This window comes from Caballeronia catudaia (assembly GCF_001544755.2).
Taxonomy (GTDB): Bacteria; Pseudomonadota; Gammaproteobacteria; order Burkholderiales; family Burkholderiaceae; genus Caballeronia; species Caballeronia catudaia.
In genome coordinates this window covers 1-24,735 of record NZ_FCOF02000054.1, presented here as the reverse complement: position 1 = coordinate 24,735, position 24,735 = coordinate 1, and the positions used below count along the sequence as shown (strand labels likewise).

Annotated in this window: 20 protein-coding genes and 1 pseudogene; 10 read left to right on the top strand and 11 right to left on the bottom strand. The window is 61.8% G+C overall.

Going from position 1 to position 24,735, the window contains the following annotated elements:
• The first annotated feature begins 52 nt into the window (after window positions 1–52).
• The 7 genes and pseudogenes from trpA to AWB75_RS31900 all read left to right on the top strand — a co-directional run.
• The gene (gene trpA, locus AWB75_RS31930) at window positions 53–856 is read left to right on the top strand and encodes a tryptophan synthase subunit alpha (RefSeq protein ID WP_061128013.1); all 804 of its coding nucleotides are present in this window, start codon (window positions 53–55) and stop codon (window positions 854–856) included.
• A 68-nt stretch (window positions 857–924) separates the two neighbouring features.
• Window positions 925–1,797 carry an acetyl-CoA carboxylase, carboxyltransferase subunit beta gene (gene accD, locus AWB75_RS31925; RefSeq protein WP_061127998.1) on the top strand — a complete coding sequence of 291 codons (873 nt, stop codon included), beginning with the start codon at window positions 925–927 and terminating at the stop codon, window positions 1,795–1,797.
• Window positions 1,798–1,875: 78 nt separating this feature from the next.
• On the top strand, window positions 1,876–3,186 hold the full coding sequence (gene folC, locus AWB75_RS31920; RefSeq protein ID WP_061127997.1) for a bifunctional tetrahydrofolate synthase/dihydrofolate synthase: 1,311 nt from the start codon (window positions 1,876–1,878) through the stop codon (window positions 3,184–3,186).
• A gap of 28 nt (window positions 3,187–3,214) precedes the next feature.
• The gene (locus tag AWB75_RS31915; protein WP_061127996.1) at window positions 3,215–4,075 is read left to right on the top strand and encodes an SPOR domain-containing protein; all 861 of its coding nucleotides are present in this window, start codon (window positions 3,215–3,217) and stop codon (window positions 4,073–4,075) included.
• Window positions 4,076–4,085: 10 nt separating this feature from the next.
• Window positions 4,086–4,619, top strand: coding sequence for a CvpA family protein (locus AWB75_RS31910; RefSeq protein ID WP_061127995.1), 534 nt, complete (start codon window positions 4,086–4,088; stop codon window positions 4,617–4,619).
• A 143-nt stretch (window positions 4,620–4,762) separates the two neighbouring features.
• Window positions 4,763–6,310, top strand: a complete 1,548-nt coding sequence (purF, locus tag AWB75_RS31905) for an amidophosphoribosyltransferase (protein ID WP_061127994.1) — start codon at window positions 4,763–4,765, stop codon at window positions 6,308–6,310.
• 126 nt (window positions 6,311–6,436) lie between these two features.
• Window positions 6,437–6,618, top strand: a pseudogene (locus AWB75_RS31900) (PLP-dependent transferase); the annotation flags it as partial.
• Here AWB75_RS31900 and AWB75_RS31895 read toward each other — a convergent pair.
• The 11 genes from AWB75_RS31895 to AWB75_RS31845 form a co-directional block, all read right to left on the bottom strand.
• Window positions 6,608–7,372 (bottom strand): helix-turn-helix transcriptional regulator, encoded by a 765-nt coding sequence (locus AWB75_RS31895; protein ID WP_061127993.1) that lies wholly within the window; start codon window positions 7,370–7,372, stop codon window positions 6,608–6,610. The pseudogene AWB75_RS31900 and the gene AWB75_RS31895 overlap by 11 nt on opposite strands.
• Window positions 7,373–7,398: 26 nt before the next feature.
• On the bottom strand, window positions 7,399–7,740 hold the full coding sequence (locus AWB75_RS31890; protein ID WP_061127992.1) for an FKBP-type peptidyl-prolyl cis-trans isomerase: 342 nt from the start codon (window positions 7,738–7,740) through the stop codon (window positions 7,399–7,401).
• Window positions 7,741–7,819: 79 nt separating this feature from the next.
• Window positions 7,820–9,232 carry a hypothetical protein gene (locus tag AWB75_RS31885; protein ID WP_061127991.1) on the bottom strand — a complete coding sequence of 471 codons (1,413 nt, stop codon included), beginning with the start codon at window positions 9,230–9,232 and terminating at the stop codon, window positions 7,820–7,822.
• Window positions 9,233–9,730: 498 nt separating this feature from the next.
• The gene (locus tag AWB75_RS31880; RefSeq protein WP_061127990.1) at window positions 9,731–12,082 is read right to left on the bottom strand and encodes a polysaccharide biosynthesis tyrosine autokinase; all 2,352 of its coding nucleotides are present in this window, start codon (window positions 12,080–12,082) and stop codon (window positions 9,731–9,733) included.
• Between the two features lie 497 nt (window positions 12,083–12,579).
• Window positions 12,580–13,674 (bottom strand): glycosyl hydrolase, encoded by a 1,095-nt coding sequence (locus tag AWB75_RS31875; RefSeq protein WP_061127989.1) that lies wholly within the window; start codon window positions 13,672–13,674, stop codon window positions 12,580–12,582.
• Window positions 13,675–13,704: 30 nt separating this feature from the next.
• Window positions 13,705–14,907, bottom strand: a complete 1,203-nt coding sequence (locus tag AWB75_RS31870; RefSeq protein WP_061128012.1) for a glycosyltransferase — start codon at window positions 14,905–14,907, stop codon at window positions 13,705–13,707.
• 49 nt (window positions 14,908–14,956) lie between these two features.
• Window positions 14,957–16,036 (bottom strand): glycosyltransferase family 4 protein, encoded by a 1,080-nt coding sequence (locus tag AWB75_RS31865; protein WP_061127988.1) that lies wholly within the window; start codon window positions 16,034–16,036, stop codon window positions 14,957–14,959.
• 10 nt (window positions 16,037–16,046) lie between these two features.
• Window positions 16,047–17,198, bottom strand: a complete 1,152-nt coding sequence (locus tag AWB75_RS31860; RefSeq protein WP_061127987.1) for a glycosyltransferase — start codon at window positions 17,196–17,198, stop codon at window positions 16,047–16,049.
• A 513-nt stretch (window positions 17,199–17,711) separates the two neighbouring features.
• Window positions 17,712–17,960 (bottom strand): hypothetical protein, encoded by a 249-nt coding sequence (locus AWB75_RS31855; RefSeq protein WP_061127986.1) that lies wholly within the window; start codon window positions 17,958–17,960, stop codon window positions 17,712–17,714.
• 120 nt (window positions 17,961–18,080) lie between these two features.
• Complete coding sequence (locus AWB75_RS31850; protein WP_061127985.1) at window positions 18,081–19,358, bottom strand: flippase; 1,278 nt, start codon at window positions 19,356–19,358, stop codon at window positions 18,081–18,083.
• 461 nt (window positions 19,359–19,819) lie between these two features.
• Window positions 19,820–20,905, bottom strand: a complete 1,086-nt coding sequence (locus AWB75_RS31845; RefSeq protein WP_061127984.1) for a glycosyltransferase family 2 protein — start codon at window positions 20,903–20,905, stop codon at window positions 19,820–19,822.
• A 137-nt stretch (window positions 20,906–21,042) separates the two neighbouring features.
• Between AWB75_RS31845 and AWB75_RS37825 the strand changes: the two genes are divergently transcribed.
• The 3 genes from AWB75_RS37825 to AWB75_RS31835 all read left to right on the top strand — a co-directional run bounded on the left by AWB75_RS37825 (window position 21,043) and on the right by AWB75_RS31835 (window position 24,085).
• Window positions 21,043–21,210, top strand: a complete 168-nt coding sequence (locus AWB75_RS37825; RefSeq protein ID WP_159462828.1) for a hypothetical protein — start codon at window positions 21,043–21,045, stop codon at window positions 21,208–21,210.
• Between the two features lie 639 nt (window positions 21,211–21,849).
• On the top strand, window positions 21,850–22,659 hold the full coding sequence (locus AWB75_RS31840; protein WP_407642187.1) for a sensor histidine kinase: 810 nt from the start codon (window positions 21,850–21,852) through the stop codon (window positions 22,657–22,659).
• Window positions 22,660–22,720: 61 nt separating this feature from the next.
• Complete coding sequence (locus tag AWB75_RS31835) at window positions 22,721–24,085, top strand: hemolysin family protein (protein ID WP_061127983.1); 1,365 nt, start codon at window positions 22,721–22,723, stop codon at window positions 24,083–24,085.
• Window positions 24,086–24,735 lie beyond the last annotated feature (650 nt).

Sequence of the window (24,735 nt, the reverse complement as noted above, 5' to 3'; positions counted from 1 at the left end):
GTCAGATGCGCGCAAAAGCATCGACGCCAACGAATCCGAAGCGAGAAATCTCATGTCCCGTATCAAGAACACTTTTGCGGCATTGACCGCGCAGGGCAGGAAAGGGCTGATCCCGTTCATCACGGCGGGCGACCCGAATCCGGAACAGACCGTCGAGTTCATGCACGCGCTGGCCAAGGGCGGCGCGGACGTCATCGAACTGGGTGTGCCGTTTTCCGATCCGATGGCCGATGGCCCCGTGATCCAGCGTTCGTCGGAACGGGCGCTTGCACGCGGCGTGACACTCAAAAGCGTGCTGGCCGATGTCGCGCGCTTCCGCGAATCCGACGACAGGACGCCCGTCGTGCTGATGGGCTACGCGAATCCGATAGAGCGCATGGGTGCCGACGCCTTCGCGAAAGCCGCGAAGGAAGCGGGCGTCGACGGCGTGCTAGTGGTGGATTACCCGCCCGAGGAAGCCGAAGACTTTGGCGCGTCGATGCGCGCGGCGGGCATCGACCCGATTTTCCTGCTCGCGCCGACTTCCACGGACGAGCGCATCGCGGCGGTGGGCAAGATCGCAAGCGGCTATGTCTATTACGTCTCGCTTAAAGGCGTGACCGGCGCGGCAAATCTGGACGTTTCCAGCATCGCGAGTAAAATCCCGGCCATCAAGTCGCATGTGCCTCTGCCGGTCGGCGTCGGTTTCGGCATTCGCGATGCTCAAACAGCACGCGCCGTCGCCGAGGTTGCGGACGCCGTGGTCATCGGCAGCCGCCTCGTGCAGTTGCTCGAGGACGCGAGGCCGGACACCGCGGCCGCGTCGTTGACGAGCTTCATCGCTGAAATTCGTCAGGCGCTCGACGCCGCACAGTAAAATACGCGCCGCCGCGGGCCGCTCGATGTCGAGCGCCGCGCGGCGCCCCGATCAGTCAAGGAAAAACGATGAGCTGGCTCGACAAACTGCTGCCGCCCAAGATCAAGCAAACGGATCCCAAAAGCCGCAAGGGCATTCCCGAAGGGCTGTGGGTGAAGTGCCCGGCGTGCGAGGCAGTGCTGTATCGCAACGACGTCGAGGCGAACCTGCACGTTTGCCCGAAGTGCAGCCATCACATGCGCATCGGCGCGCGCGAGCGTCTCGATCGCCTGCTCGATCCGGAAGGCCGTTATGAAATCGGCCAGGAAGTCGTGCCGGTCGACGCACTCAAGTTCAAGGACAGCCGCAAGTATCCGGATCGCATCAAGGAAGCGATGGAGGACACCGACGAGACCGACGCGATGGTCGTCATGGGCGGCGCGATCCATACCCTTCCGTGCGTGGTCGCGTGCTTCGAGTTCTCGTTCATGGGCGGCTCGATGGGCTCGGTCGTCGGCGAGCGTTTCGTGCGCGGTGCGCGCAATGCGCTGGAACAGAACGTGCCGTTCATCTGCTTCACGGCGTCGGGCGGCGCGCGCATGCAGGAAAGCCTGCTTTCGCTGATGCAGATGGCCAAGACCACGGCGCTCCTGACGCGGCTGTCGGATGCGAAGCTGCCGTTCATCTCCGTGCTGACCGATCCCACGATGGGCGGCGTTTCCGCGAGCTTCGCCTTCCTCGGCGATGTCGTGATCGCCGAGCCGAAAGCGCTGATCGGCTTCGCAGGCCCGCGCGTGATCGAGCAGACCGTGCGTGAAAAGTTGCCCGAGGGTTTCCAGCGCGCTGAATTCCTGATGCAGAAGGGCGCGATCGACATGATCGTGGATCGCCGCAAGATGCGCGAAGAACTCGCCCGGTTGATGGCTTTGATGACGCGGCAGCCGGCGGATTCCGTCGCCTGAGTTTCCGCTGCGCCGCGCCGCGCCGCGCGTGAACCCCGCGAGGTTCCGCGCGGCGCTTTTGTTTTCTCGATCTCGAAAATGAACACTTTCCCCACTCTCGACGCGTGGCTTGCCCATCTGGAAGCGGCGCACCCGGTCGGCATCGACATGGGCCTCACGCGCATCGGGCGCGTGAAGGACGCATTGGGCCTCTCGTTCGCGTGCCCGGTGATCACGGTCGGCGGCACGAACGGCAAAGGCTCGACGTGCGCGATCATCGAAACGATTCTGCTGCGCGCGGGTTATCGCGTCGGTTGCCATACGTCGCCACATCTGATGTCGTTCAATGAGCGCGCGCGCATCGACGGCGCCGAGGCCACCGACGCCGAACTGCTCGAACACTTCGAGGCCGTGGAAAAGGCGCGCGCCAGCCTGACGGAGCCGGTTTCGCTGACTTACTTCGAATTCACGACGCTCGCGATCCTGCATCTCTTCGCGTCGCGCGGACTCGATGCGGTCATCCTCGAAGTGGGGCTCGGCGGGCGGCTGGACGCCGTCAATATCGTCGATACGGATTGCGCGGTGATCACGAGCATCGATATCGACCATACCGACTATCTCGGCGATACGCGCGAGAAAATCGGCTTCGAGAAGGCGGGCATCTTCCGAGCGGGCAAGCCCGCGATTTGCGGCGATCCGTCCGCGCCGCAGAGCCTCGTCGATCACGCGGAAGCGATCGGCGCGGACCTGTGGCTCGTCGGGCGCGATTTCCGCTATGAAGCGCAGCCGGGCAACGAGCGTCAGCAATGGAGCTATATCGGACGCGAGCAGCGGCGCTCGGCGCTGGCGTATCCGGCGCTGCGCGGCGCAAATCAGCTGATCAACACGTCGGCGGCGCTGGCGGCGCTCGAAGCACTGCGCGATCGTCTGCCGGTGTCGGCGCAGGACATTCGCCTCGGACTGGCAAACGTCGAACTGGCGGGGCGCTTCCAAGTGCTGCCGGGCAAGCCGCAGATCATTCTCGATGTCGCGCACAATCCTCACGCCGCCGCGGTTTTGTCGCAGAATCTCGGCAACATGGGGTATTTTCCGTACACTTACGCGGTTTTCGGCGCGATGAGCGACAAGGACATCGAAGGCGTCGTGAAGCATCTGAAGACCGAGATCGACCACTGGAACGTCACTGCTTTGCCGACGCCACGTGCGGCCTCGGCGGAGCATCTGGAACACGCATTGCGCGAATCCGGTGTCAACGACGGCCCCGACAGCAGCGTTTCTCGCTTCGAAACGCCCGCGGCAGCTTTTCAAGATGCGTTAAGCCGGGCGTCTGAAAATGATAGAATTTTGGTTTTCGGCAGTTTCTACACGGTAGCCGGCGTATTGGCCTACCGCAAATCGCAGCATCACTGAGACGGGCGGCCGTCGGCACCAAGCGTACATGGGACTCTTTTCGTTCGGCAAGAAAGACGACTCCGGTCGCGACGCACAATCCGATTCCTCGCGCGGCTCGCGTCACACCGTCCGCACGGAGCGACGCACGCGCAGGACTGACCGAAGCGAGCGGCCCGCCGCCGACGCGATGATGCTCGATCCCACGCTTCCCGAGAAACAGCGCGCGCGCCGCAGGCTCGTCGGAGCGATCGCGCTGGTGCTGGCCGCCGTCATCGTTTTGCCGATGGTGCTGGATTCGCGCCCGAAGCCCGTCACCGACGACATTTCCATCGACATTCCGAACCGCCCGTCGCCCGCAGCGAAGCAGTCGCGCGACACGACCGACGCGGATTCGCAAGCCGGCGTCGCGCATGAAGCGCCCGCTGGCGCGTCGGGCAACGTTGCCGCAGGCGTGACGCAGCCTCAACCTGCCGCCCCGGCGGCGACGGCGCAAGCCAAGACGGAGCCGAACGAACAACCCAAGACGGAAGCGAAGCCTTCGGCCTCGAAGCCTGCCGCCGTCGCGAGCCAGAACGCGAAGCCGCCGGCCGCCGAGCCTTCCGAGGAGGCCAATACGAACGCCGCGGCACATGCGGCGGCGGGCGCCGCGAACACGCCTTCGTCGCCGGCCGGCAGTCGCTTCGTGCTGCAGATCGGCCAGTTCGACGACGAAACCGCCGCGCAGAACTGGGTCAACAAGTTGAAGTCCGCAGGTGTGCCCGCATATCTCGAACATCGCAAGCAGTCCGACGGCGGAACCAAGTCGCTGTTGCGCGCCGGCCCGTTCCCGGATCGCGCGTCCGCGCAGGCGGCGCTCGTGAAAGTGCGTCAGGCCGGCCTGGGCGGCGGCACGCGAGCATCGAACTAAAGCAGACTCGATGTTCACCGCTTTCGACTATGCCGTGATGGCCGTGATCGGCTTGTCCGCGCTGCGCGGCATGTGGCGCGGCCTGCTGGCCGAAGCGTTCGGTCTCGTCGGCTGGGTCGCTGCCATCTTGATCGCCGGACGCTTCGTCGGACTTGTCGTGCCCTATATTCCGGCGACTTGGCCGGGCGGCGCGCTCACGCAGTGGCTGGTGGCCTTCGTGATCGTGGTCGCGGCGGTGCTGCTGGTGTCGAGCGTGCTGTCGTCGCTCCTGACGCGCATTACGGAAGTCACCGGCCTGCGCGGCGTGGACCGCTCGCTGGGACTGCTGTTCGGCCTCGTGAGAGGGGCTATATTGGTAGTGATTCTGGTCGCCCTGGCTGGGTTGACCGAACTGCCGGAAAAGGATTTTTGGCGCAATGCGCTGCTGCGGCCGATGGCCGAGCAAGGCGTGCGCGAACTGAAACCGCTGCTCCCCGATACGCTCGCCGCGTACGTGCACGTCGCTCCTGAACCGAGCGCTTTGGCGCCAGGCGCCGCACAATAGACGAACGGCCGGCTACACGAGGAACCCGCGACGGCTCGAAGACGTTTCGCCCCGGCCTCACTATGGCCGAATTTCGAGAGAAGCGCCCCTCAGAGCCGGGCAACGCCTTGTCTACCTGTTTCGACTCTTTGAAGGACCATGCCATGTGCGGCATCGTAGGTGTAGTTTCCCAAAGTCCCGTCAATCAGCTGATCTATGACAGCCTGCTCCTGCTCCAGCATCGCGGACAGGACGCGGCAGGCATCGCCACGGCGGACGGCAACAACTTCCACATGCACAAGGCCAACGGCATGGTGCGCGACGTGTTCCGCACGCGCAACATGCGCAGCCTGCCGGGCAACGTCGGCATCGGCCAGGTGCGCTATCCGACCGCCGGTTCCGCATCGAGCGAAGAGGAAGCGCAGCCGTTCTACGTGAACGCGCCGTTCGGCATCATCCTCGCGCATAACGGCAATCTCACGAACTGGATGCAGTTGAAGGACGAGATGTTCCGCATCGACCGCCGGCACATCAACACCGCATCCGACACCGAAGTGCTTCTCAACGTGTTCGCCCACGAACTGCAGCTCGCGAGCTCAGGCCTGCAACTCGACGAAGTCGCGTTGTGGAAGGCTGTCGCGGGCGTGCATCGCCGCGTGAAGGGCTCGTACGCGATCGTCTCGCTGATCGCGGGCTACGGGCTCGTGGCATTCCGCGATCCGTTTGGCATCCGCCCGCTCGTGCTGGGCAAGATGGAAACCGCGACGGGCGTCGAGTGGATGGTCGCGTCGGAATCGGTGGCGATCGAAGGGATCGGTTTCGAATTCGTGCGCGACGTCGAGCCGGGCGAGGCGATCTTCATCGACGCCGAAGGCAATCTGCACAGCCACCAATGCGCCGACAAGCCGGCGCTCAACCCCTGCATTTTCGAGCTCGTGTATCTCGCGCGTCCGGACTCGTGCCTCGACGGCGTGCCGGTCTACAATGCGCGTCTGCGCATGGGCGACTACCTCGCCGAGAAGATCAAGCGCGTGTTGCCCGACGTGCCGATCGACGTCGTGATGCCGATTCCCGATTCGTCGCGCCCCGCCGCGATGCAAGTGGCGGCGAAGCTCGGCGTGGAGTACCGCGAAGGCTTCTTCAAGAACCGGTACGTGGGCCGCACCTTCATCATGCCGGGTCAGGCGGTGCGCAAGAAATCGGTGCGCCAGAAGCTGAACGCGATGGCCATCGAGTTCAAGGGCAAGAACGTGCTGATCGTCGACGATTCGATCGTGCGCGGCACGACCTCGCATGAAATCGTGCAGATGGCCCGCGATGCCGGCGCGAACAAGGTGATCTTCGCGTCCGCCGCGCCGCCGGTGAAGTTCCCGAACGTGTACGGTATCGACATGCCGACGCGCGGCGAGCTCGTCGCGCATGGCCGCAGCGATGAAGAAGTCGCGCGCATGATCGGCGCGGACTATCTCGTCTATCAGGACGTCGAAGACCTGAAGAGCGCGATTCGCGACATCAATCCGAACCTGCGCGAATTCGAGGCCTCGTGCTTCGACGGCAACTACATCACCGGCGACGTGACCACCGATTATCTCGATCGCATCGAGACCGCGCGACTCGCGCCGCAATCGCAGTCTGATCGCGATGCGGCGAGCGAAGCACAGGAAGGTGGCATATCGCGTTCGCAGTTGCATCTGCAGCTATCGGTCGAGTAATTCTTCGGCGCTTCGTGCGAGCCCGCTTCGTCTGCAAGGACCAAGCGGGCTTTTTTGCGTCGCGAGCCTGCAAGACAAGGGAGAAAAGAACATGGACGACAACCTGAACTTTGATACGCTCGCCCGATCACCGGGAATCTCGGCGACACGCGCACGACGATCACGCATCCTTCGACGACGACGCACGGCCGTCTCGCACCCGAAGTGCGCGAGGCGGCAGGCATACGCGAAGGCTTGATTCGTCTTGCCGTCGGGCTGGAAGACCCCAAAACATTCGCGCCGATCTGGCGCGCGGGCTCAACGCCTGAAGCCGCCGTTGCGCCATTGCCCCGGCGAGATGCCGAAGCGCTTCGAGAACGCGTGCGTGAACGCGCTTTGATCGGCGAAGCCGATATCGAGCGCGATGTCCGTGAGGGTTGCGCGCGGATCGGCGAGCAGTGTGAGCGCGGTATCGAGCCGCAAGCGATGCAGATAGCGATGCGGCGTCTCGCCGAACGCTTCGTTGAAGAGCTGATGGAAGCGGCGCATGCCGAAGCCGCAATGCGCGGCGAGATCGGCGATACGCAGCGGCTCCGACAGATGCAGACGCAGCCACCGGTCGATGCGCGCGAAGTCGAGACCGCGCATCGCGTCGACGGTATCGTCCGTGTCGTGCATGAGCGCGCCACACAAATGCGCGGCGGCTTGCCACGCGAAGCGATGAGTCAGGCGCGGATCGTCCGCATGCGTGCGCCGCGCGACATCGGCGACGAGCTGCGTGACGCGCGGATCGATATGAATCGCGCGCGCCCGTTCGAAATAGCGCTCGGGCACCGCGACTGACGCAGCCGGAAGATCGAGCACGAGCTGGCGATTGTCGCCCTCGGCCCAATAGTCGTGACGCGCGCCCGCCGGAATGATCCACGCGCCGCTGCAATCGATGCGCGCGCCGTTGCCATCGACGGCCATCTCCATCGAGCCGTCGAGGCCCAGCACGATCTGATGAAAGTCGTGCACGTCCGATGCCTGCGCCGTTTCATAACGGCGCAGCGACACGGCGGGGCGATGCAGCGGCGCGCTCATGCAAGCAAGGCTCGGCGTTCAGTCGCTCAGACGTCCAGCAGTTCCACTTCGAACACGAGTGTCGCGTTCGGCGGAATCACGCCGCCCGCGCCGCGCGCGCCGTAGCCGAGTTGCGGCGGAATCGTGAGCCGGCGCACGCCGCCCACCTTCATGCCCTGAACGCCTTCGTCCCAACCCTTGATGACCATGCCGCCGCCGAGCACGAATGCGAACGGGTCGTTGCGGTCCTTGCTTGAATCGAATTTCTGGCCATCCGTGAGCCAGCCCGTGTAATGCACGCTGACCGTTTTGCCCGCGACGGCTTCGGCGCCATCGCCAACGGTGACGTCTTCGTACTTGAGACCGGAATCGGTCGTGACAATCGACATGGTTGCTCCCTGGTTGATCGAAAGCGTCATTGTAGAACGATGCAGGGAAGCGGCGGCGCGTGCCGATGTCGACGCGACCTCACAGATGACGCCCGTGCGCACCGAAGCGCGAGCCGATGCGCGCTCCGATTTCCGGCCGCACGTGCCTGCCGATCGCCGTGCCGATCGACGTGCCGTCCTGAGGCCCCTGCATCGCGGTGGCGGCGGCCGTGTCGCCGAACTGCTGCCGCGCGAGCTTCAATGCACGCACGCGCACGTAAGCCATCGCGACCAGCGTCCACGGTGCGAGATACGCGAACTCGGGCACGGAGACCATCATCATCGTCCAGGTGGCGACGCAGCACTGGCGCAGCGCCATGCCGCGCGGATCCCAGTCGAGCTTGAACGCGGGAAAGAGCATCAGCCCGCTGATGAACATCGTGCCGACGACGCCCGTATTGACGAGCAGCGTCGAGAAGAGATCGGTCGAGCGGACATAGCCGAAGCCGATGCCGAAGAGCTGATTGAGCGGCGCCGCGTGGAACCATAGGCGCATCGATTCGAGGAACAGCAGCATGCGCCCCGAGCCGGACTCGTTCTTCTGTTCGAGCTTGTCCATCACCATTTGCTGGAACAGATCGGCGATGTAGTCCTGCAGAAGATACGCGATCACGCACAGCACGAAGAGGCCGATCAGCGCCTTGACCGGATTGATGCCGAGCTTGCGCATGCGGATGAGCGAATACACCGCATAGCCGATCAGCACCGTCGAGGACGTGCTCATGAGGAGCGAAAGACCGATGACCCACACGGGCCAGCGCAGGCGCGAGGTCGCGTTGAAGTAAATCCAGAACGGGAAGATGGACATCGCGTACATCGACGGCTCACCGGTCAGCGCTTTTAGCCGCTGGATCGGAAAGCCCTTGATATCGATCTGCTGGAACGAGCTGCCGTTCACCGTGCCGTCCGAGCGCACGATGCCTTTGCCGAACTGATCGCCAAACGCGCGGTTCGAGATGAAGTCGCCTGGCTGTCCCGTCACGATGTAGTACGCCACTTCGAACATGCCGTAGAGCGCGAACAGCGTGATGGCCGCGAGCAGCCACTGGTCCCACGTCGGCTTGTAGTAGTGGTACACGTACGCGGCATACAGCACGACCGCCGCTACATAGGCCGACTGCGTGAACATGCTCTTGCGCATGAGGAACGTGAAGGGGTCCTTGTCATCGACGAGCACGATCTTGCTGAAGTCGGGATCGAAGGGCGCCATCACATCCGCGAACTGTGAGGTGCACAACATGATCACCCACACGACGATGGCCGCGAACACGAAACGCATCCAGTTCTTGCGCGCGCGGCCGCCGAACAGCAGCACGAGCGGCACGGAGAGGAAGCACATCAGATAGCCGATCGTCGTGCCCTGAATCGATGGCATGACGAGAAACGACGTCACCGGCATCGCGAAGGCCCAGATTCGGTAGTAGAGGTCGGTCAGCGCCGCTTTTTCTTTCATCGTCGAAGGTTGGATGCGCCCGGTCGAGGCCGGGCTATCTATCGGTCGTTGTTGGTATGAGATCCGCGGTCCGGCTCACGCTGAACGAAAGGCTCAACGCGAAATGAAGGTGCGCGCGTCGAATCCCGGTTCGCCCAGATAGACGTAGCCGCCGATCGCGAGCAGCGCGAGTATGACGACCACGACCGCTCGCACGGGCGTGCGCGTCAACTTCCGCGGGCGGCGATAAGCGCAATGCGGACACACGGAGCATTGCGCCGCCAATTGTCTGCGGCAGCGCGGGCATTGCACGAGCCGATTTCTGAAGGAAAAACGTCCGCTCATATGCGTCTCTTTCCTCGATCCGGTTGCGGCGCGAAGTGCGCCGAAGCCCCGTGATGCATCCTGGCGCAACGAAGATGCATGCCGACCCACACCAGCGTTACAACGTTGAGCGCCGCGTGACGTGCACGCGGCGCGATTCATCGGACCAGCACGCGCATCGGCGCGCGCACGACGTCAATTCATCGACTTGAACGTGCTCGTATAAGCCGCCGCATAGCCGTAGCTGCGGCGATTGCTCGGGCGTCGCGGAATCGCGTTGAAGACCGAGCCGACGAGCCTGCCGCCCGCGCGCTGCACCTTCTTCACGGTTTCCTCGATCTCTTCCTCGCTCTGGATGCCCGAACGCAGCACGAGCACCGTCGAGCCCGCATCGCTCGCGACGATCGCCGCATCGGTCACGACGAGGAACGGCGGCGTATCGAGCAGCACCAGATCGAACTGATCGCTCATGCGCGCGAGCATGTTGCGAAAGCCCGGCATCATCAGAAGCTCCGACGGATTCTCCGGATAGGCGCCGCACGAGATGAACGAGAGGCCCGGCACGCCGACATAGCGGATCGCGTCGCCCAGCGCCATTTCGCCCTTCAGCACTTCGGAGAGACCGCCCGGATTCGACTGCTTGAAGAACGATGCGATGTGGCCGCGCCGCATGTCGCCGTCGATCAGAAGCACGCGCAGACCGATCTCGGCGAGCAGCACCGACAGATTCGCCGCAACGAAGCTCTTTCCCGCCGACGGAATCGGGCCCGTCAGCATCACGATGTTGTTCGGCGCATTGGCGAGATCGCGATACAGCTCCGTGCGAACCGCGCGCAACGCTTCGATCGCCGGATCGTGCGGATAGCGCGTCGCGAGCACGCGGGCATCGCGATCGGTGTCGGCGACATGCGGCATCGCGAATGCGTCGTGCTCCGGCAGCTCGATATGAGGCAGCGCTCTTGGCTGACCGCCGCTCTCGGCACCCGAGTAGGTGAGCGGCGCATGCTCCACCGGCGACACGGCAATCTCGTGATCGAGCATCGCCTGCTGGCGGCTATAGAGCACTTCACCGAGCACGGGCACCGAGAGACGGCGCTCGACGAACATCGGATCGGTGACGCCGATCATCGCGTGGCGGCGCAGGAAAATGAAGAACGTGCCGATGAAAAAGCCGAGGCCCGTACCCGCGACGATCACGAGCGACTTGTTCGGCTTCACCGGACGATACGGGCGCAGCGCGTTATCGACGATATGCGCGCCGCCGCTCGTGCTCGCGCGGCGCACGGAGAGTTCCTGCGCCTTGTTCACCATACCCATGTAGATGGTCTCCGCGACGCGCGCGTCACGCGTGAGCGTCGCGCTCTGGCGTTCGGATGCGGGCATGCTGTCGAAGCGCTGCTGAATCTGCTTGTTCGATGCTTCGAGCTCGGCGATCTGCTGATCGAGATTGGTCACCTGCGGGCTGCTGGGCTGGAAGCGCTGCAGGGCTTGCGTGCGTTGCAGCTTCAGCGTCGCGAGTTGCTGCATCGACACGATGCTGCCTTGCAGATAAGCCTGTGCTTCGGGAATCGGCTGCACCGACTGCGACTTCGCGCGGAATGCGCTCAGGTTGCCTTCGGCCGTTTTCAGGTCGCGTTCGAGCCGCGGCAACTCTCCGCGAATGAATTCGAGCGTCTTCGTGTCGTTCGCCTGACGCGCTTGCACCGCGGCGGTCAGATATGCCTGGCCGAGCGCGTTCGCGACATCGGCGGTGAGCGCGGGATCGTCGGCGTTGAAGGTGATCTGCACGACGCCCGTGTCCTTCGCGGACTCGGCGACCTTCATCGTCTTCTTCATGAGCGCGATGGCGTCGAGCGTGTTCAGGCGCGTCACGTCGAAATGCACGCCCGGATGACCGGTTGCGCCATTCACGAGGATGGACACGCCGTTCGCCGTTGCCGGACGGCCGATCGTGCCGCGCAGGATCATCTCGCCGTCGGGGTCGCGCAGCTCGTACTGGTTGTTGTCGAGCAGAACGAGGTCGAGCTTCTGGTCTTCGAGGTTGGGCGGCACATCGAGACGGCCGAGTTGCAGTTGCTCGCCGCCCCATCCGTATGAATCGAGGCCGAACCATGCGGGCGCGAGGTGCCCCTTCTTCGCGAACAGCTCCGCGATCTCGCCGAGCACGGGGAACGTCCTGGGCTTGACCTTGATGTCGAAGTGGAACTGCTTGACGACGGGCTCGAGCACCGAGCGGCTCTGCATCACGGAGATTTCCGCGGGTGCGAGCTGATTCACCGTCGGTAGCGACTGCCCCATCTGCATCTGACTTTGCGGCGCGATGCCGAGCGCGTTCGGATCGGGTGGATCCACGCGAACGACCACGTCCGACGAGTAAATGGGCCTGGCAAGAAATGCATAGGCGGTCGCAAGCGCGGCCGCGATTCCTATGAACAGGAAGAGCATGCCAAGGTGATCGCGCAGGAGTCTGAGCATGTCGCTCGCGGTGAATTCACCGTCGTCCCTGCCTGGGCGCGAAGATCCGTTGTTCACATAGAGGGTGTTCAAAGGCGCCGTCCTCAGTTCGATAAATTGAGCGTTGTGTCCGGGCTGCAGCAAAAGCAGAGTGCCCGCGCGGCATGTCCGCGCTACGTCTCATGTGTTGTTGATGCGGCGCATGGCCGGCGGAGCTTCCAGACTAAGACGCGAGAGGCTTTCAAAAAACGAGCGAAGCGCACGATGCTTCGAGGTCGCAAGACGGAGCGCGTCGGCTCGTCGGAGTGCGATCTATTTCTGAAGCACACTCCGTGCCTCGTAATCGCGCCAGTTGGATTCGGCAGATGAAACTCGCGAATCCCGTTCGAGTCGCTTGTCATCAAACGATACGATACGCCTGGAAAAAATAGCGTCAAACCTATCTTCCGGTCGCGAAGTGCTTGCGTCTGTTAAGTAGCGAACGTTCGATGACCGGAAAGTGCCGGAACGCCCCTTGCGCAAGCATCTTTTCGCGCGATAATCATCGGCTTCACACTCGCTGTTTTTGTCGTACCAATTCATTTCTTGTTTTATGGCATTGGGTTCGCCTTGATGAAGTCGCGCACGGTGTCGAAGCGTGACTTGCGCGTTTTACCGTCGTCATTGATCACGCCGTAGTTGCCATCGCCGCCAAAGCGCTGGTCGTCGTAAAGCTCGTACAACGTCACGTTCTGGATGTTGTAAGTCTTCGCCAGCGACACGAAGCCCTTCAACGCCTCCTTGCCGACGAGATAGCCCGCCGGGTCCGCATGATCCGGCCGCACGCCGTACTCCGTGATCCAGATGGGCTTGCCATAGCTGTCGCGCAGGCGTTCGAGCACGTTGACCTTCTTGTCGCCGGCCGCCGTGATCGAGCCCATGTTCGAATACCAGTGCCATGCCGTGATGTCCCATTGCGGAATCGGATGGCCCTTCGTGCCGTCGGGCTGCGTGCCGGCGTACAGCATGTCGGTGAAACCGTAATGAAGCCAGCTGAACGATGTCAGCAGGATCTTCGCGTCGGGATTCGCTTCGCGTATGCCTTTTATCAAGCCGAGGATCGAGCCGCGCGCCTTCATGAACATCGCGTTGTCGTAGTCCTTCGGATGTTCGCCGCTGCGGTCCGAGCCGAGTATCGTCCAGTTGTCGTACTCGTTGCCAACCTGATAGTAGGTGACGAGGCCTTTGAGCACGCGTCCCGCGGTCTTGCCGAGCGCATAGCCGCGTTCGAACGTTTCCTGTTCGTTCGCGCGTTTCTGCGGTTCGAAAGGCGTGACGAGGGCAAGTACGCCGATGCACTGGTTCGCCGCCGCACGCGCGAAATCCGCGACCATGTTTGCGCTTTCCTCGTTCGATACATCTTGCGCGTACATCGTGACACCGAGGTCGCGCAGTTGTGAAATCTGCAAGTCATAGCCGCTCATGCGATACGCGCCGCGATGCTCGAGATGCCCCGCGATGCCATAGAACACGCTGGCCGATCCTTTGGCGCAGGCAATCTTGGGCGTCGCGCTCGCCGCGTCCGCTTTCGACGTGGACGAACGGCTGCTGTGATACGCGTCGGATGTGCCGCTGCGCGCGAAGATCAGCACGGAGGCGCACAGCAGCGCGCCGAAGACGGATAGTGCGGCCAACCAGGTTCGCATCGATGTTCGGCCTCGTGAAAGTGCGCGCCGTTACTTCGCCAGCACGTCGGAATGTTGATGGGTTGCGCCCGCACCCGCGCCGCGCGCTCCGCCCGCGCCACCCGTATGCAGCAGGACGTTCTGCGCCTGCGCATCGAACACTTCGCGCGAGAAGCGGCGTCGGAACTCGCCCGCCAGCGCGGCAAGCGGAACATCGCGCGCCGCGAAGATGCGCTCGACGAACGCCTCGTGATCGTGCGCGGGAAACAGCATCGCGTCCGGCAGATACGAATCGAGACCCGACACGCGCGATACGACGATAGGCCGTTGCGCGAGCACCGCCTCGATCATCACGAGCGGCACGCCTTCATACGCGGAAGGCAAGACGAGCGCATCGCTCGCGACGATGTAAGGCAGCACGTCCTTCTTCGGACCGACCATGCGCACGCACGCGGACAGCGTCGGGCTCGCGTCGATCATGTCCTGCAGGCGCGCGGCGTCCGGCCCTTCGCCGACGATCAGCACGAGCGTACGTGCGAATGCATCGGCGTGGCGTTCGATCGCCTGCATGAGGAAGTCCTGGCGCTTCTGCTGAAAGTTAAGCCGTCCGACATGCGCGATGATCGTGGTGCCGTCATCGGGCAGGCCGAGGGCGGCGCGCGCCGCACTCTTCGTGAGCGTCGAACGGCTGAAGCGATCGTCCACGTAATTCTCGAGGATCATCACGCGCGCGTTGGGAGCAAGCCGGTTCAGCTTGCTGCAAAGATGATCGTTCAACGTCACATACTCGTGCGGCACCCGATACAACGCACGCTTGATGAGCCACTTGATCTTTCCGGAGCGGCTGGCGTTCACCGGCGCTTCGTCGACGAGCGGCAGATAGCTCACCGTCCTGATGCGCGCCCGACGCGCCGCGAGAAGTCCCGCGATGCCTGAGGCAATCGTGCCTTGCGCGATCAGCAGCTTGTTCAGCCGCAGCGTGCGCAATGTCGCCGCGGTCGCGCGGACCATGCGCAACAGCGTAAAGACATTGCCGTGTATCGATTCGGCGGTGTAGGAAAGACCGATCGTGCCGACCTTCGGATGCGCGCTCGCCAGCTCGCTTACATAACGGTACAGCGGCTCGTTCGCCGTCGGCACGAGGATGTGCAAAGCCTCGACGTGCGCGCACTCGACGAGCGCGAGCATGAAGCGCTTGAGCATTTCTTCGTGACCGCCGTTGATACCCGAGTCGCAGTAGATTCCCAACTTCACCAATTTCCCCCTTTCTGCGCCCGGCGGTGCACATGTCGCCACCCGCGCTTCACGCCTTGTCGATGAACTGCATGAGCAGTCGCGCGCTTTCGGTCCAGCGGAAACGCTCGGCGTGCGCGAGGCCGCGCCGTTTGATTTCCTCGCTCAGTTCAGGCGAGTCGAGCAGCTCGCGCAACTTACGCGAAATATCGTCCACCGAAAACGGGTCGCAATAGATCGATGCATCTCCGCAGGTCTCCGGCAAAGCCGCTGCACGGCCGACGAGCGTCGGACAGCCGTTGCGCATCGCCTCGAGCGGCGGAATCCCGAAACCTTCGTAAATCGAAGGATAGAGGAAGCACGCCGCATGTTGATAGAGCGCTTTCAGTTTTTCGTCGCTGACATAGCCCGCCTGCTTGATGTTAGGCGCGTTCGACAGGTCGTGCGCCTTACCGAAGACGGTCGCATTCTTCATACCAACGATCACGAGATCGATCGACGGATCGTTCAGGCGCATGAATGCTTCCACGAGACGCTTGAAGTTCTTCGTCGGATTCATGCTGCTCACGGCGAGCACGTAGCGGTTCTTCGTGAGCCCGAGCTCGTCGATCACCGACACGTCCGGCGCGATGTGATCGAGATGGTCCGCCGCGAGCGGCACCACGCCGATGCGTTCCGCCGGCACGCCGACATGGTGCGCGAGCCGGTCGCGCGAGAACACGGAATTGGTCAGCACGCAGCTCGACGTGCGCGCGAGAATCCAGAACATCACGTGATACCACGTGCGGAACTTCCACGAGAAGTGCGCGGGCGTATCGAACACCGCGGCGTCGTGCATATAGATGATCTGGTTCGGCCGAAAGATCGAGCCCGAGTTGGAGAGGTTCACGATGCGCGAGCGGCCGGCGAAGAGCGGCAACACGATCTGCTCCCAGAAGACACCCTTGCCGAAGCCGAGTTCCACGGTCTCGACACCTTGCACGGGATCCAGTCCGCTTTGCGGCGGAACCGCGAGCGTCACGCGTGCGCCTTGCGGCAACTTCACGAGAGCGGCGACGAGCTCTCTCGCGACGCGCTGCACTCCCGTGGTCTTCTGGCTCGTGAAACGGCCGTTATAGACGAACTTGCTGGTGGCGATGGAAGTATCCATGTGCAGGGCGTCAGAACTGTGAATCGGAACTGGTTTCATAGGAGGCGACCTCATTCGCGCCGAATTCGCGCGTGGGCTTGTCGGAGCCGAACTGATACATGGAGAGCCATTGACGGAAAATTGCGTCCATCGAAAAGCGCTTGCTCGCCGATGCTCTCGCCGCCGCGCCCATACGTGCGCGCAATGCGGGCTCATCGCGCAATATCGCAATGCACTTCGCCATCTCTTCCTCGCTCGATGCGACGAAGCCCGTCAGACCGTGCTGAACGACATCGCGATTGCCGACCACATCCGTGACGACGGCCGGAATGCCCGCGACCTGCGCTTCGATCAGTGCGATAGGCATGCCTTCCCAACGCGATGTCTGCACATAGATATCCAGTTCGGACGTCAGTTCGAGCGCACGCTCGCGCGTGACCCAGCCGCTGCACGACACGGCCCCGGCGGGCGTTCCCGCGGGCAACTCTCGTTCATCGCCGCCGATCCACACGAAGCGCACGGAAGGACTATGTAACGCGGTCGCGAGCTTGACGAAGGCTTCGTGATTCTTTTGAAACATGGCGCGACCGCTCATGCCGATGACGATCTCATCGCCGCTCTTGTCCATCCGCGGCGGAATCTCCGCCACGTTCACGCCGTTCTCGATCATGCGCGCCTGTCGCGCGCGCATCTGCGTTTCGATCTCGACGAGCTCGCTCTTCGAGCATGCGACGATGGTGCCGCCAAGGCGCGCCGCGATGCGCTCGAAGCTCAGATAAGCGAATTGCTTCGCAGCCGAGACGTCGCGGCGCAGGAAGGCGAGACCATGCGGCGAGTAGAACACGCGCGCACGCGGCGCCGCGATGCGCGCGGCGACGCGTCCCAGCACGCCGGCCTTCGACGAGTGAAGATGGATCACCGATGGATTGCACTCCTTGAGTTTGCGGATCAGATCCCGCAGACCTGTCAGGTCGTGCTTCACGCTCACCTCACGAACCATGTTCACATAGGTCAGCTTGACCGCCGGATGAAAGAGCCTCGCGAAATCGCCGGGCGTTTCCTGCCGAATCGAATGAAGGATCGTTACCTCGACGCCAGCGGCTGCCGCGCGGTTTGAAAGCTGGGTCAGCATGGATAGCACACCGCCGCCAAAAGCTTCGGTGATATGGACTATCTCTTTCATATTGGACTCTTCGAATAGCGTCTTGCCGAACGCCCGCGGCTATACGCAATGGGAAGGAATGGCCTAATCGTTATCAGGTAAATGACATGTCACTTTTAAGTACGACGTACGTATGCGAGGTGGAAGCACGCTCGGCCACCTGAAAGGAAACGCATACAGAACCGGGATGCGCGTGTCGCAGTACTAATCGAGCGTTTTGATGCGGTCGGCAAGTACACACGGGATCCGGCATAGCAATGCGCGTTCTTTGCGAAAACGCAACGAACGGCCCCGTCAAGCTCGAATTCAAGCCTGGATTTACCTGATGCGAGCACCCGGTGAGGTCAAACTGACCGATTCGGATGCAGCGAGGTTGGTCTTGGTGAAGATTGTTCTGCGTCCGCCGATGCTATGCGCTCGGGCCAGGTAAAAGCGGCCTCTCTGCGGCGGGACGTCAAGTGGAACTATCAGTCGGGTTTCGAGCGGTCAAGGGGCTCCCTTGGGTGCTTCAATCTGCGCTCGAACGATGAATCATTACTGTGCAGGCGAATATGGATTTTCCGCGATCATTTCCGATGCATTCTGCTGAGCAATAGCGGCTTCACAAATCTGCAGAACTATTTGCAGATCCTTGAGCGGGACTGCGACGGACTGCATGCGCAGGCTTTCGGCCTGGTCCACCAGCTTCTGTACGTGTTCGATCGACGTTTCTTCTGTTTCCATCACAAAGGCTCTCTGAATTAAACACTGTTCGTACCAATACGATATCGGCTCGAACTGCATGGGTCGGTTCGTTGAGTCACATACTTAAATGCAACTTTGTAGTAGGGCGCAAGTCGAACACGCCCAGTGCGACTTCGAGGTGCACCCAGTGCGACCTCGGGGTGCAAAGACCGGTTACGGCTACGTCGTCGTTCCTGAACCTGCGCTTTCCGTAATCGGGCGCTTCAACAGCGGCACACCTTGCAGATACAGCGTGAAGGCCATCGCCGCGGCGATGAATGTCTCGACGATCAGCACCGTCGCCGCCGCTCCTTGCTCGCCGAAGGGCCTGGCGAGCACGGCGAGCAAGCCGAAGTTCACGACGGCAGATGCCATCAGCACACGGCTGAATTGCGACCTCATGCCGAGCGGAAGCATCGTCTGAACACCGAAGAGATCCGAGAGTCCGGCCATCAACGGCACGAACGCCATCCATCGCAACACCTCTACGGTAGGCAAGAACTTCGGTCCATACAAGAGTTTTACTGCAAGCGGGGCGCCGAAGAAGATGCATACCGAGATCAGCGACACGATCACGCCCTGCACGACGAACATCTTGCGCAAGAACGCGAAGGCATCTTCCTTTGCGTGATGCATGAGGAAGCTCACGCGCGGATAAGCTGCCGTCTTCAATGGTTGAAGCATATTCAATGCCGCGCGGATCAGCTTGTCCGCCGCGGCGAAATAGCCGGCCGCAACGTTGCCGGCCATGAACGTAAGCAGCACGATGTTGCTCGATGCATAGATATCGACGATGGACGTTGCGATGAACACGCTCCAGCCGTCCTTCAGACGACTGACGATAGTCCTGAACGACACGCGCACGAAGTTTAGCTCGCGCCGAAAATACAAGTACGTGCAAATTGCGGTGCCCGACAGCAGCGGCACCAACGCGTTGACGGCCATCGCGATGAGGAGATCGTCATGCTCGCGCACGAAGAGATACATCGCAGGAATGCTGAGCGCGCGTCCAATGAAAACGAGCACGCTCAGCATGCCGAGATCTTCGATGCCCTGGAAATACCATGTGGGAATCAGCATGGCGCCGACTGCCTGGCCATAGCCGATGAGCAGGAGATAGCGATTCTCCTCCAGATACGGCACGACGGACGTCAGCACGATGACCACGATGAATCCCGCAAGCGCTAGCGAGGCTTGCGTGAGGATGGTTTCCCAGAACACCTTGGAGCGCAGTTCGCGATTGTCGCGATTGATCGAAATCTTCGGCGTGGCCGTCAGCGAAAAACTGTAGTTCGTGATCGAGATGAAGTAGGCCGTGAAGGCCAGGCCAAATGCAAGGCGTCCATATTCGCCCGGGCCGAGGACGCGCGCGAGCCACGGTACCGTCAGCAGCGGTGCGAGGTATGTCGATACCTGCAACGTCATCAGAATCGTGAAGTTCTTTCGGAATGAAGCCATTGAACGGTTTTCCCTGCTTTAGCGCAGCGTGATCTTGATGACTATGACGCAAGATTGCGAACCGTGCAGGTTCGCCGATTGAGTGGGCCTTTGCCAGACAACGCGTGGAGCGGATAGTTTCGCTCGTGCGTCTCGCCGTCGATGCGGCATGCGGCCAAAGAGGTCTGCGCGCCCGTGCCTTGGCCTGGCGCCGGGTGCGCGTGTGTCGAACGGAATGCGCCGGTTCCGTACCTGCCGATGTCTGTCCGGAGAATGCGCAAACGTTATAGCAAACGTCATTTAACAAAAGAAAAGCGTATTCATCAGTGGGTTTGCCCACGCAAGGTCTCATTCGCGACGTGATCGTTCGATTGAAAACTACTCAAAGTGCTGGTAGGCATCGATGCACCGCATGAAACTGGCAGCGCCGTCGTCGTTAGCGCGAAATGCTTGGCGGCATCCTAACGGACCTCATGAATTTCTTAGTCATTGTTGACACTTGCGTGAGAACGCCCGCCCACGTTGCCTGAAGAATGCGTGCGCGCTGCCACGGGCGGACGCAACTCGCGGCCGAGCGCGCGCTTGATCACGCGCTTGGCCTGAAACCAGCGGCGTTCGATGACTATCTTCCGGTGAAAGCGCAGTTCCTTCGGCGTATCGTTGCGCGGCGCGGCGAAGTCGCGATAGTGCGCGGCGGTGGCCTCGATCGTTCGCATCGATTCCGCGAATGCGCGAGTATCCACGCGCGCGGCCTGGTAGCACGCATACGAGAAGACTTTGTGGAATATCGCGAGCCAGAATGGATCCAGCGCGCTGCCGTTGCAGCGCTCCATCGTTTCTTCTGCGCAGGTCGCGAGCGACATCACCGTGTAAGGCGTCGCCTTCGTGGTGATGCTGCCTGCGCGGCGTCGATAGAAATAGAGGTCGTCGGCGAGACGGAAAAGCGATGTCGCGCGCGCATAGACGCGCGGAATCGCGGCGGCGTCTTCGTAGACGCGGCCCGTCGGAAACTCGACGCCGTCCCACAGTTCGCGCTTATAAACTCGAGCGACCGGAAACACCTGATACACGCGCGCGAAGTCGAGCAACGCATCGAGATCGCATGCACGATGACCGGTCGTCGACGGATCGATCAGCGTGACCTTGTCGATCACCTTGCCGTCCGAATCGATGATGCCCACGTTGAACTCGATGATGTCCGCCGTATCGGCATCGAGAAGCGGCATGATCTTCGCGGTGAAATCCGCCGACCACACATCGTCCGAATCGAGAAAGCCGATATACGGCGACGTCGCTTCCGCGATCGCCCGATTGCGCGCTGCGGACACGCCGCGGTTTTCCTGATGGATCACGCGCATATTGCGCGCGCGCCCGCTGCGTTGAACGTCGAGTATGCGTTCGAGCGTGTGGTCGGTTGAACCATCGTCGATGACGATCAGTTCGATTTCATCGGCGCGTGGTTGCGAGAGCGCCGATTCCAGCGATGCAGTGATGAAGTGTTCGACGTTGTACGCAGGGATGATCACCGAGAGCAGTGTTTGAGGCTTGCCATGATGGGCGTGAGTCATAGTGCTGATGTCACCCGTAGAGTCTGGTTTGAAGCCCAGCGTGGCCGGGACGGCTCATGCGTGCCGTTTGCCCGATATGCTGACTCCAATGAGAAAAGCTATTGGCAGCGTCAGGCCGGAAAGGTTCGGCCTGACGCATGAATTTGGATCGCGGCGCTATTCTGGAAGCTCGCGCGGCAAAAGTCGTTGTCAACAGAAAAATAAAATCGACAGCGCGTTTTGCTTTGAAAATTCTCATGGCGAAGATAAGGGCTTCGCGTGGCAAGGCTATTAAAACAGCAAAGACGGTTCCCGCGGCTTTTTAGGCCGTGTAAAAAAAGTAACTGAATTTATTTTGCTAACGGCGCAAATTCCTTAAACCGAATTAATAGTAATCCGATACTTTCTTTCGCCGTGCAATGAGGATCTCGCGCGGGGGAACGCGAACGCGCGCACGCGAATTGCTGCTGCGGCATCGCGAGGCGCGCAGCGCACCGTTGCCGCAGGCGGGCCAGGCGCTCACATATAATGACCTGCAAGGATTCATACGCAGCGTATATTGCTCAGGGCATACGCGCTGTGCAGCCTCAGCGCATCCGGCTCTCCGGGACATCGAACCTCAACACCGTTATACGCAAGGATCCATGATCGTGACAACGTCTTTCTCCAGTACGGTCGAACCGGAAGGCGACAAGTCCTTCGATGCGGCCGTCGCAGGAAACGACGGCGTGCTGGTGCTCGACAGCGCTCAGCGCTGCCTCTCGGCCGACGCCGTCCTCGCTCATCTCTTCGATCTCGAACCCGCCGCGCTCGAAGGCCGCGCACTCGCCGATACCCCGTTGCCCAGGCCGCTCACCGCCGTCCTCGCCGAGGCTGCGGATGCCGCGCTCGCCGGCAATGGCACGCGTCGCGCGCACGTGACGATCGGCGATGACGGCGCGACGCGCGCCTTTTCGATCATCGCGTTGCCGGGCCCGGATTGCGTCACGTTGATCGTGTCGCCTTCGTGCGCGTCGGATGACGGGCAGCACGACGCGGCGGACCGCATCGCCCATTTGCGTGCCGAGGCCGCGCTCTTCATGCGCGATCACGTGTTGTCGGTGGTGTCGCACGATCTGCGCGGCCCGTTGAACGCGATCCATAGCTGGGGCTACGTGCTCGAGCGCAAGGTCGACGCCAACGATCCCGCAGCGCAGCGCGCACTTGCCGGCATTCGTTCGGGTGTCGAACAGCAGGTGAAGCTGATCGAGCAATCCGTCGATACGACGCGCGCCGAAACCAAGGCGTTGTCGGTTGCGCTCGCGCCGGTGGCGCTGCGGCCGCTATTGGAGAAGAGTGCGGCGCTCGCGCGTGCCGGCGTCGCGCGCGCTCGCGGTGTGACCATCGAAATCGATTCGCCGCTCGCGGAAGAGCAACTCGAAGGCGATGCCGAGCGTCTGTTGCAGGCGCTCTGGCTCATGCTGGCATTCGCCGCCGAAGCGAGTGCGGGTGGCACGACGGTGCATGCGTCGAGCAACGTCGAGGGCAGCATGTGGCGCACGGACGTGCGTTTCACGGTATCGGCGCAAGCGTTGAACGATACGTCGGCGCCGCATGTGCTCGAAGCGTTCGCGCGCCGCCAGGCGCTCGAGCCGCGCGAAGGCGGACGCATCGCGTGGGGCCTTGCGCTGGCGAAGCGCGTGTCCGAGGCGCACGGCGGCGCGTTCGAGCACAGCGATATTGCGGACAATGCGGCGGTCACGTTGTCCGTGCGCGTACCGGTCGCGGGGATGTAAATTGACTTTCGAAGACCTGTCGCCCATATACTGACGCTTTCCACTTCAGAAGAGAGTTGCTTTGGCTCAGGTTGTCGCGCTGATCGGCGCATTGTTGCTCGTCGCGTTGAATGGTTTCTTCGTCGCGGCGGAGTTCGGGCTCGTCAAGCTGCGGCCTACTCGCGTCAAGGCACTGGCGCGCACCAACGGCCTGCCGGGCCGTCTGCTCGCGAAGGTCCACGGGCAGCTCGACGCTTACCTGTCCGCGTGCCAGCTCGGCATCACGCTTGCGTCCCTCGGACTCGGCTGGATCGGCGAGCCGGCTTTCGCCACGCTGCTGCATCCGCTGTTTTCGCTCTTCGGCGTCGAGTCGGAAAAGCTCATCGAGTCGATCTCGCTCTTCTTCGCGTTCTCGGTCATTTCGTTTCTGCATATCGTCGTCGGCGAACTCGCGCCGAAGTCGTGGGCCATCCGCCGCTCGGAGCAGGTCGGGCTGTGGCTCGCGATGCCGCTCTATGGTTTTTACTGGCTGATGTATCCGTTCATCTGGGTGTTGAATTCGAGTGCGAATTTCGTGCTGCGTCTTTTCGGCATGTCGGGGGATCATGGTCACGACGCGCATTACTCCACCGATGAGCTCAAGCTGATTCTGCGTGGGCGTCATCACGGCGGCGGGTCTGCGTATAACGAGGACGAATGGAATACGATCGCGCATTCGCTCGATTTCAGCCGCATGACGGTGTCGGATCTGATGCGTCCGGCGCATGAGCTCGTCGGCCTGCGTAATGATCTTCCGATGCGCGATAACCTCGCTGTGATTTCACGGCATCGTTTTTCGCGCTATCCGCTTTTCGCCGATGCATCGGGCGAGCGCGTGATCGGCATGATCCATCTGAAGGACTTGCTGCTTGCCGGCGATGGCGGCGCGCGCGGTTTTCACTTCAGCTTTTCGAAGGATGGGGCCGACAAGATCGACAAGCTATCGCGTCATGTGCGGCCGGTTCAATACGTCGCGCCGAATCTTTCGGCGCTCGAATTGTTTCGACGTTTTCGCAAGGGCGCGCCGCATCTGGCGATCGTCGGGCGCAAGGGTGCGAAGCCTATTGGTTTTATTACGCTGGATAACCTGCTTGGCGCGCTCGTCGGGCAGATTCACGACGAATTCCGTCAGGGCGATGCGGACTGGTCACGCATGGACGACGGCACGTTGATGGGCAAGGGCAGCTTGCCGGTGGTGTCGCTGGAGCGGGCGTTGGGCATCGATATCGATGAAGGACGTGCGGAGTCGGTCGGTGGGCTCGTGATCAATGCGCTCGGGGATTTGCCGACTGAAGGGCAGCGGGTTGAGTTCGATCGGTTCGATATCGTGGTCAAGAAGATGAAGGGGCCCAGGATTGTTTTGGTTCGGGTCTATCCACGGGAGGAGGCGCTTGAGGAAGCGCAATGACCTTTTTGCTTCTTTGCTTCTTTGCTTTCGTTTTCGTTTCGTTTTCGCCGGATCCCGTATTCGCGTTGGTTTATTAGCACTGCCCCTGTGCGGGGCGGCAGTAACGAAAGAAACAGCTATCCCCAGCCTAAGCACTTCATACCGGCCGCGGCACAGGCGATTGGCTGATTGGCCCCCGGAGTAGCGAGTGCCGTCGAAGGTCTAATCGGGCTTGGGTCGCACACGGTCTGACACGTCGCACCTCTTAACAACTTGGTGCAGCCCTTGCAAGCTCCGGCCCGCTTTGCGGCCGACGGGTCAGTCGGGTTTGCGTTCGCTCCATTTCCCTGCATTTGTGATCGGTTGGTTTCCCTTGCAAACCCGGCGGCAGCGCGTAGCGCTGTGCCGAAGCTATTTTGTGCTGAACCATTTCCTTAAAGTTATGGCTTGTCAGACCGTGCCCGGTCCACGCCCGGCTCAACAATGGGATCACTCGCTACTCTGGGGGCCATTAGATCAATCGCCTGTGCCGCGGCCGGTGTGAAGTGCTTAGGCTGGGGATAGCTGTTTCTTTGGTTACTTTCTTTGCAGCCGTGTATAGACCGGAGACATGGGTAACAGGTGTGTCAGGACATGGGTAACACATTTAGCTCCTTTGACTGCCACGTTTC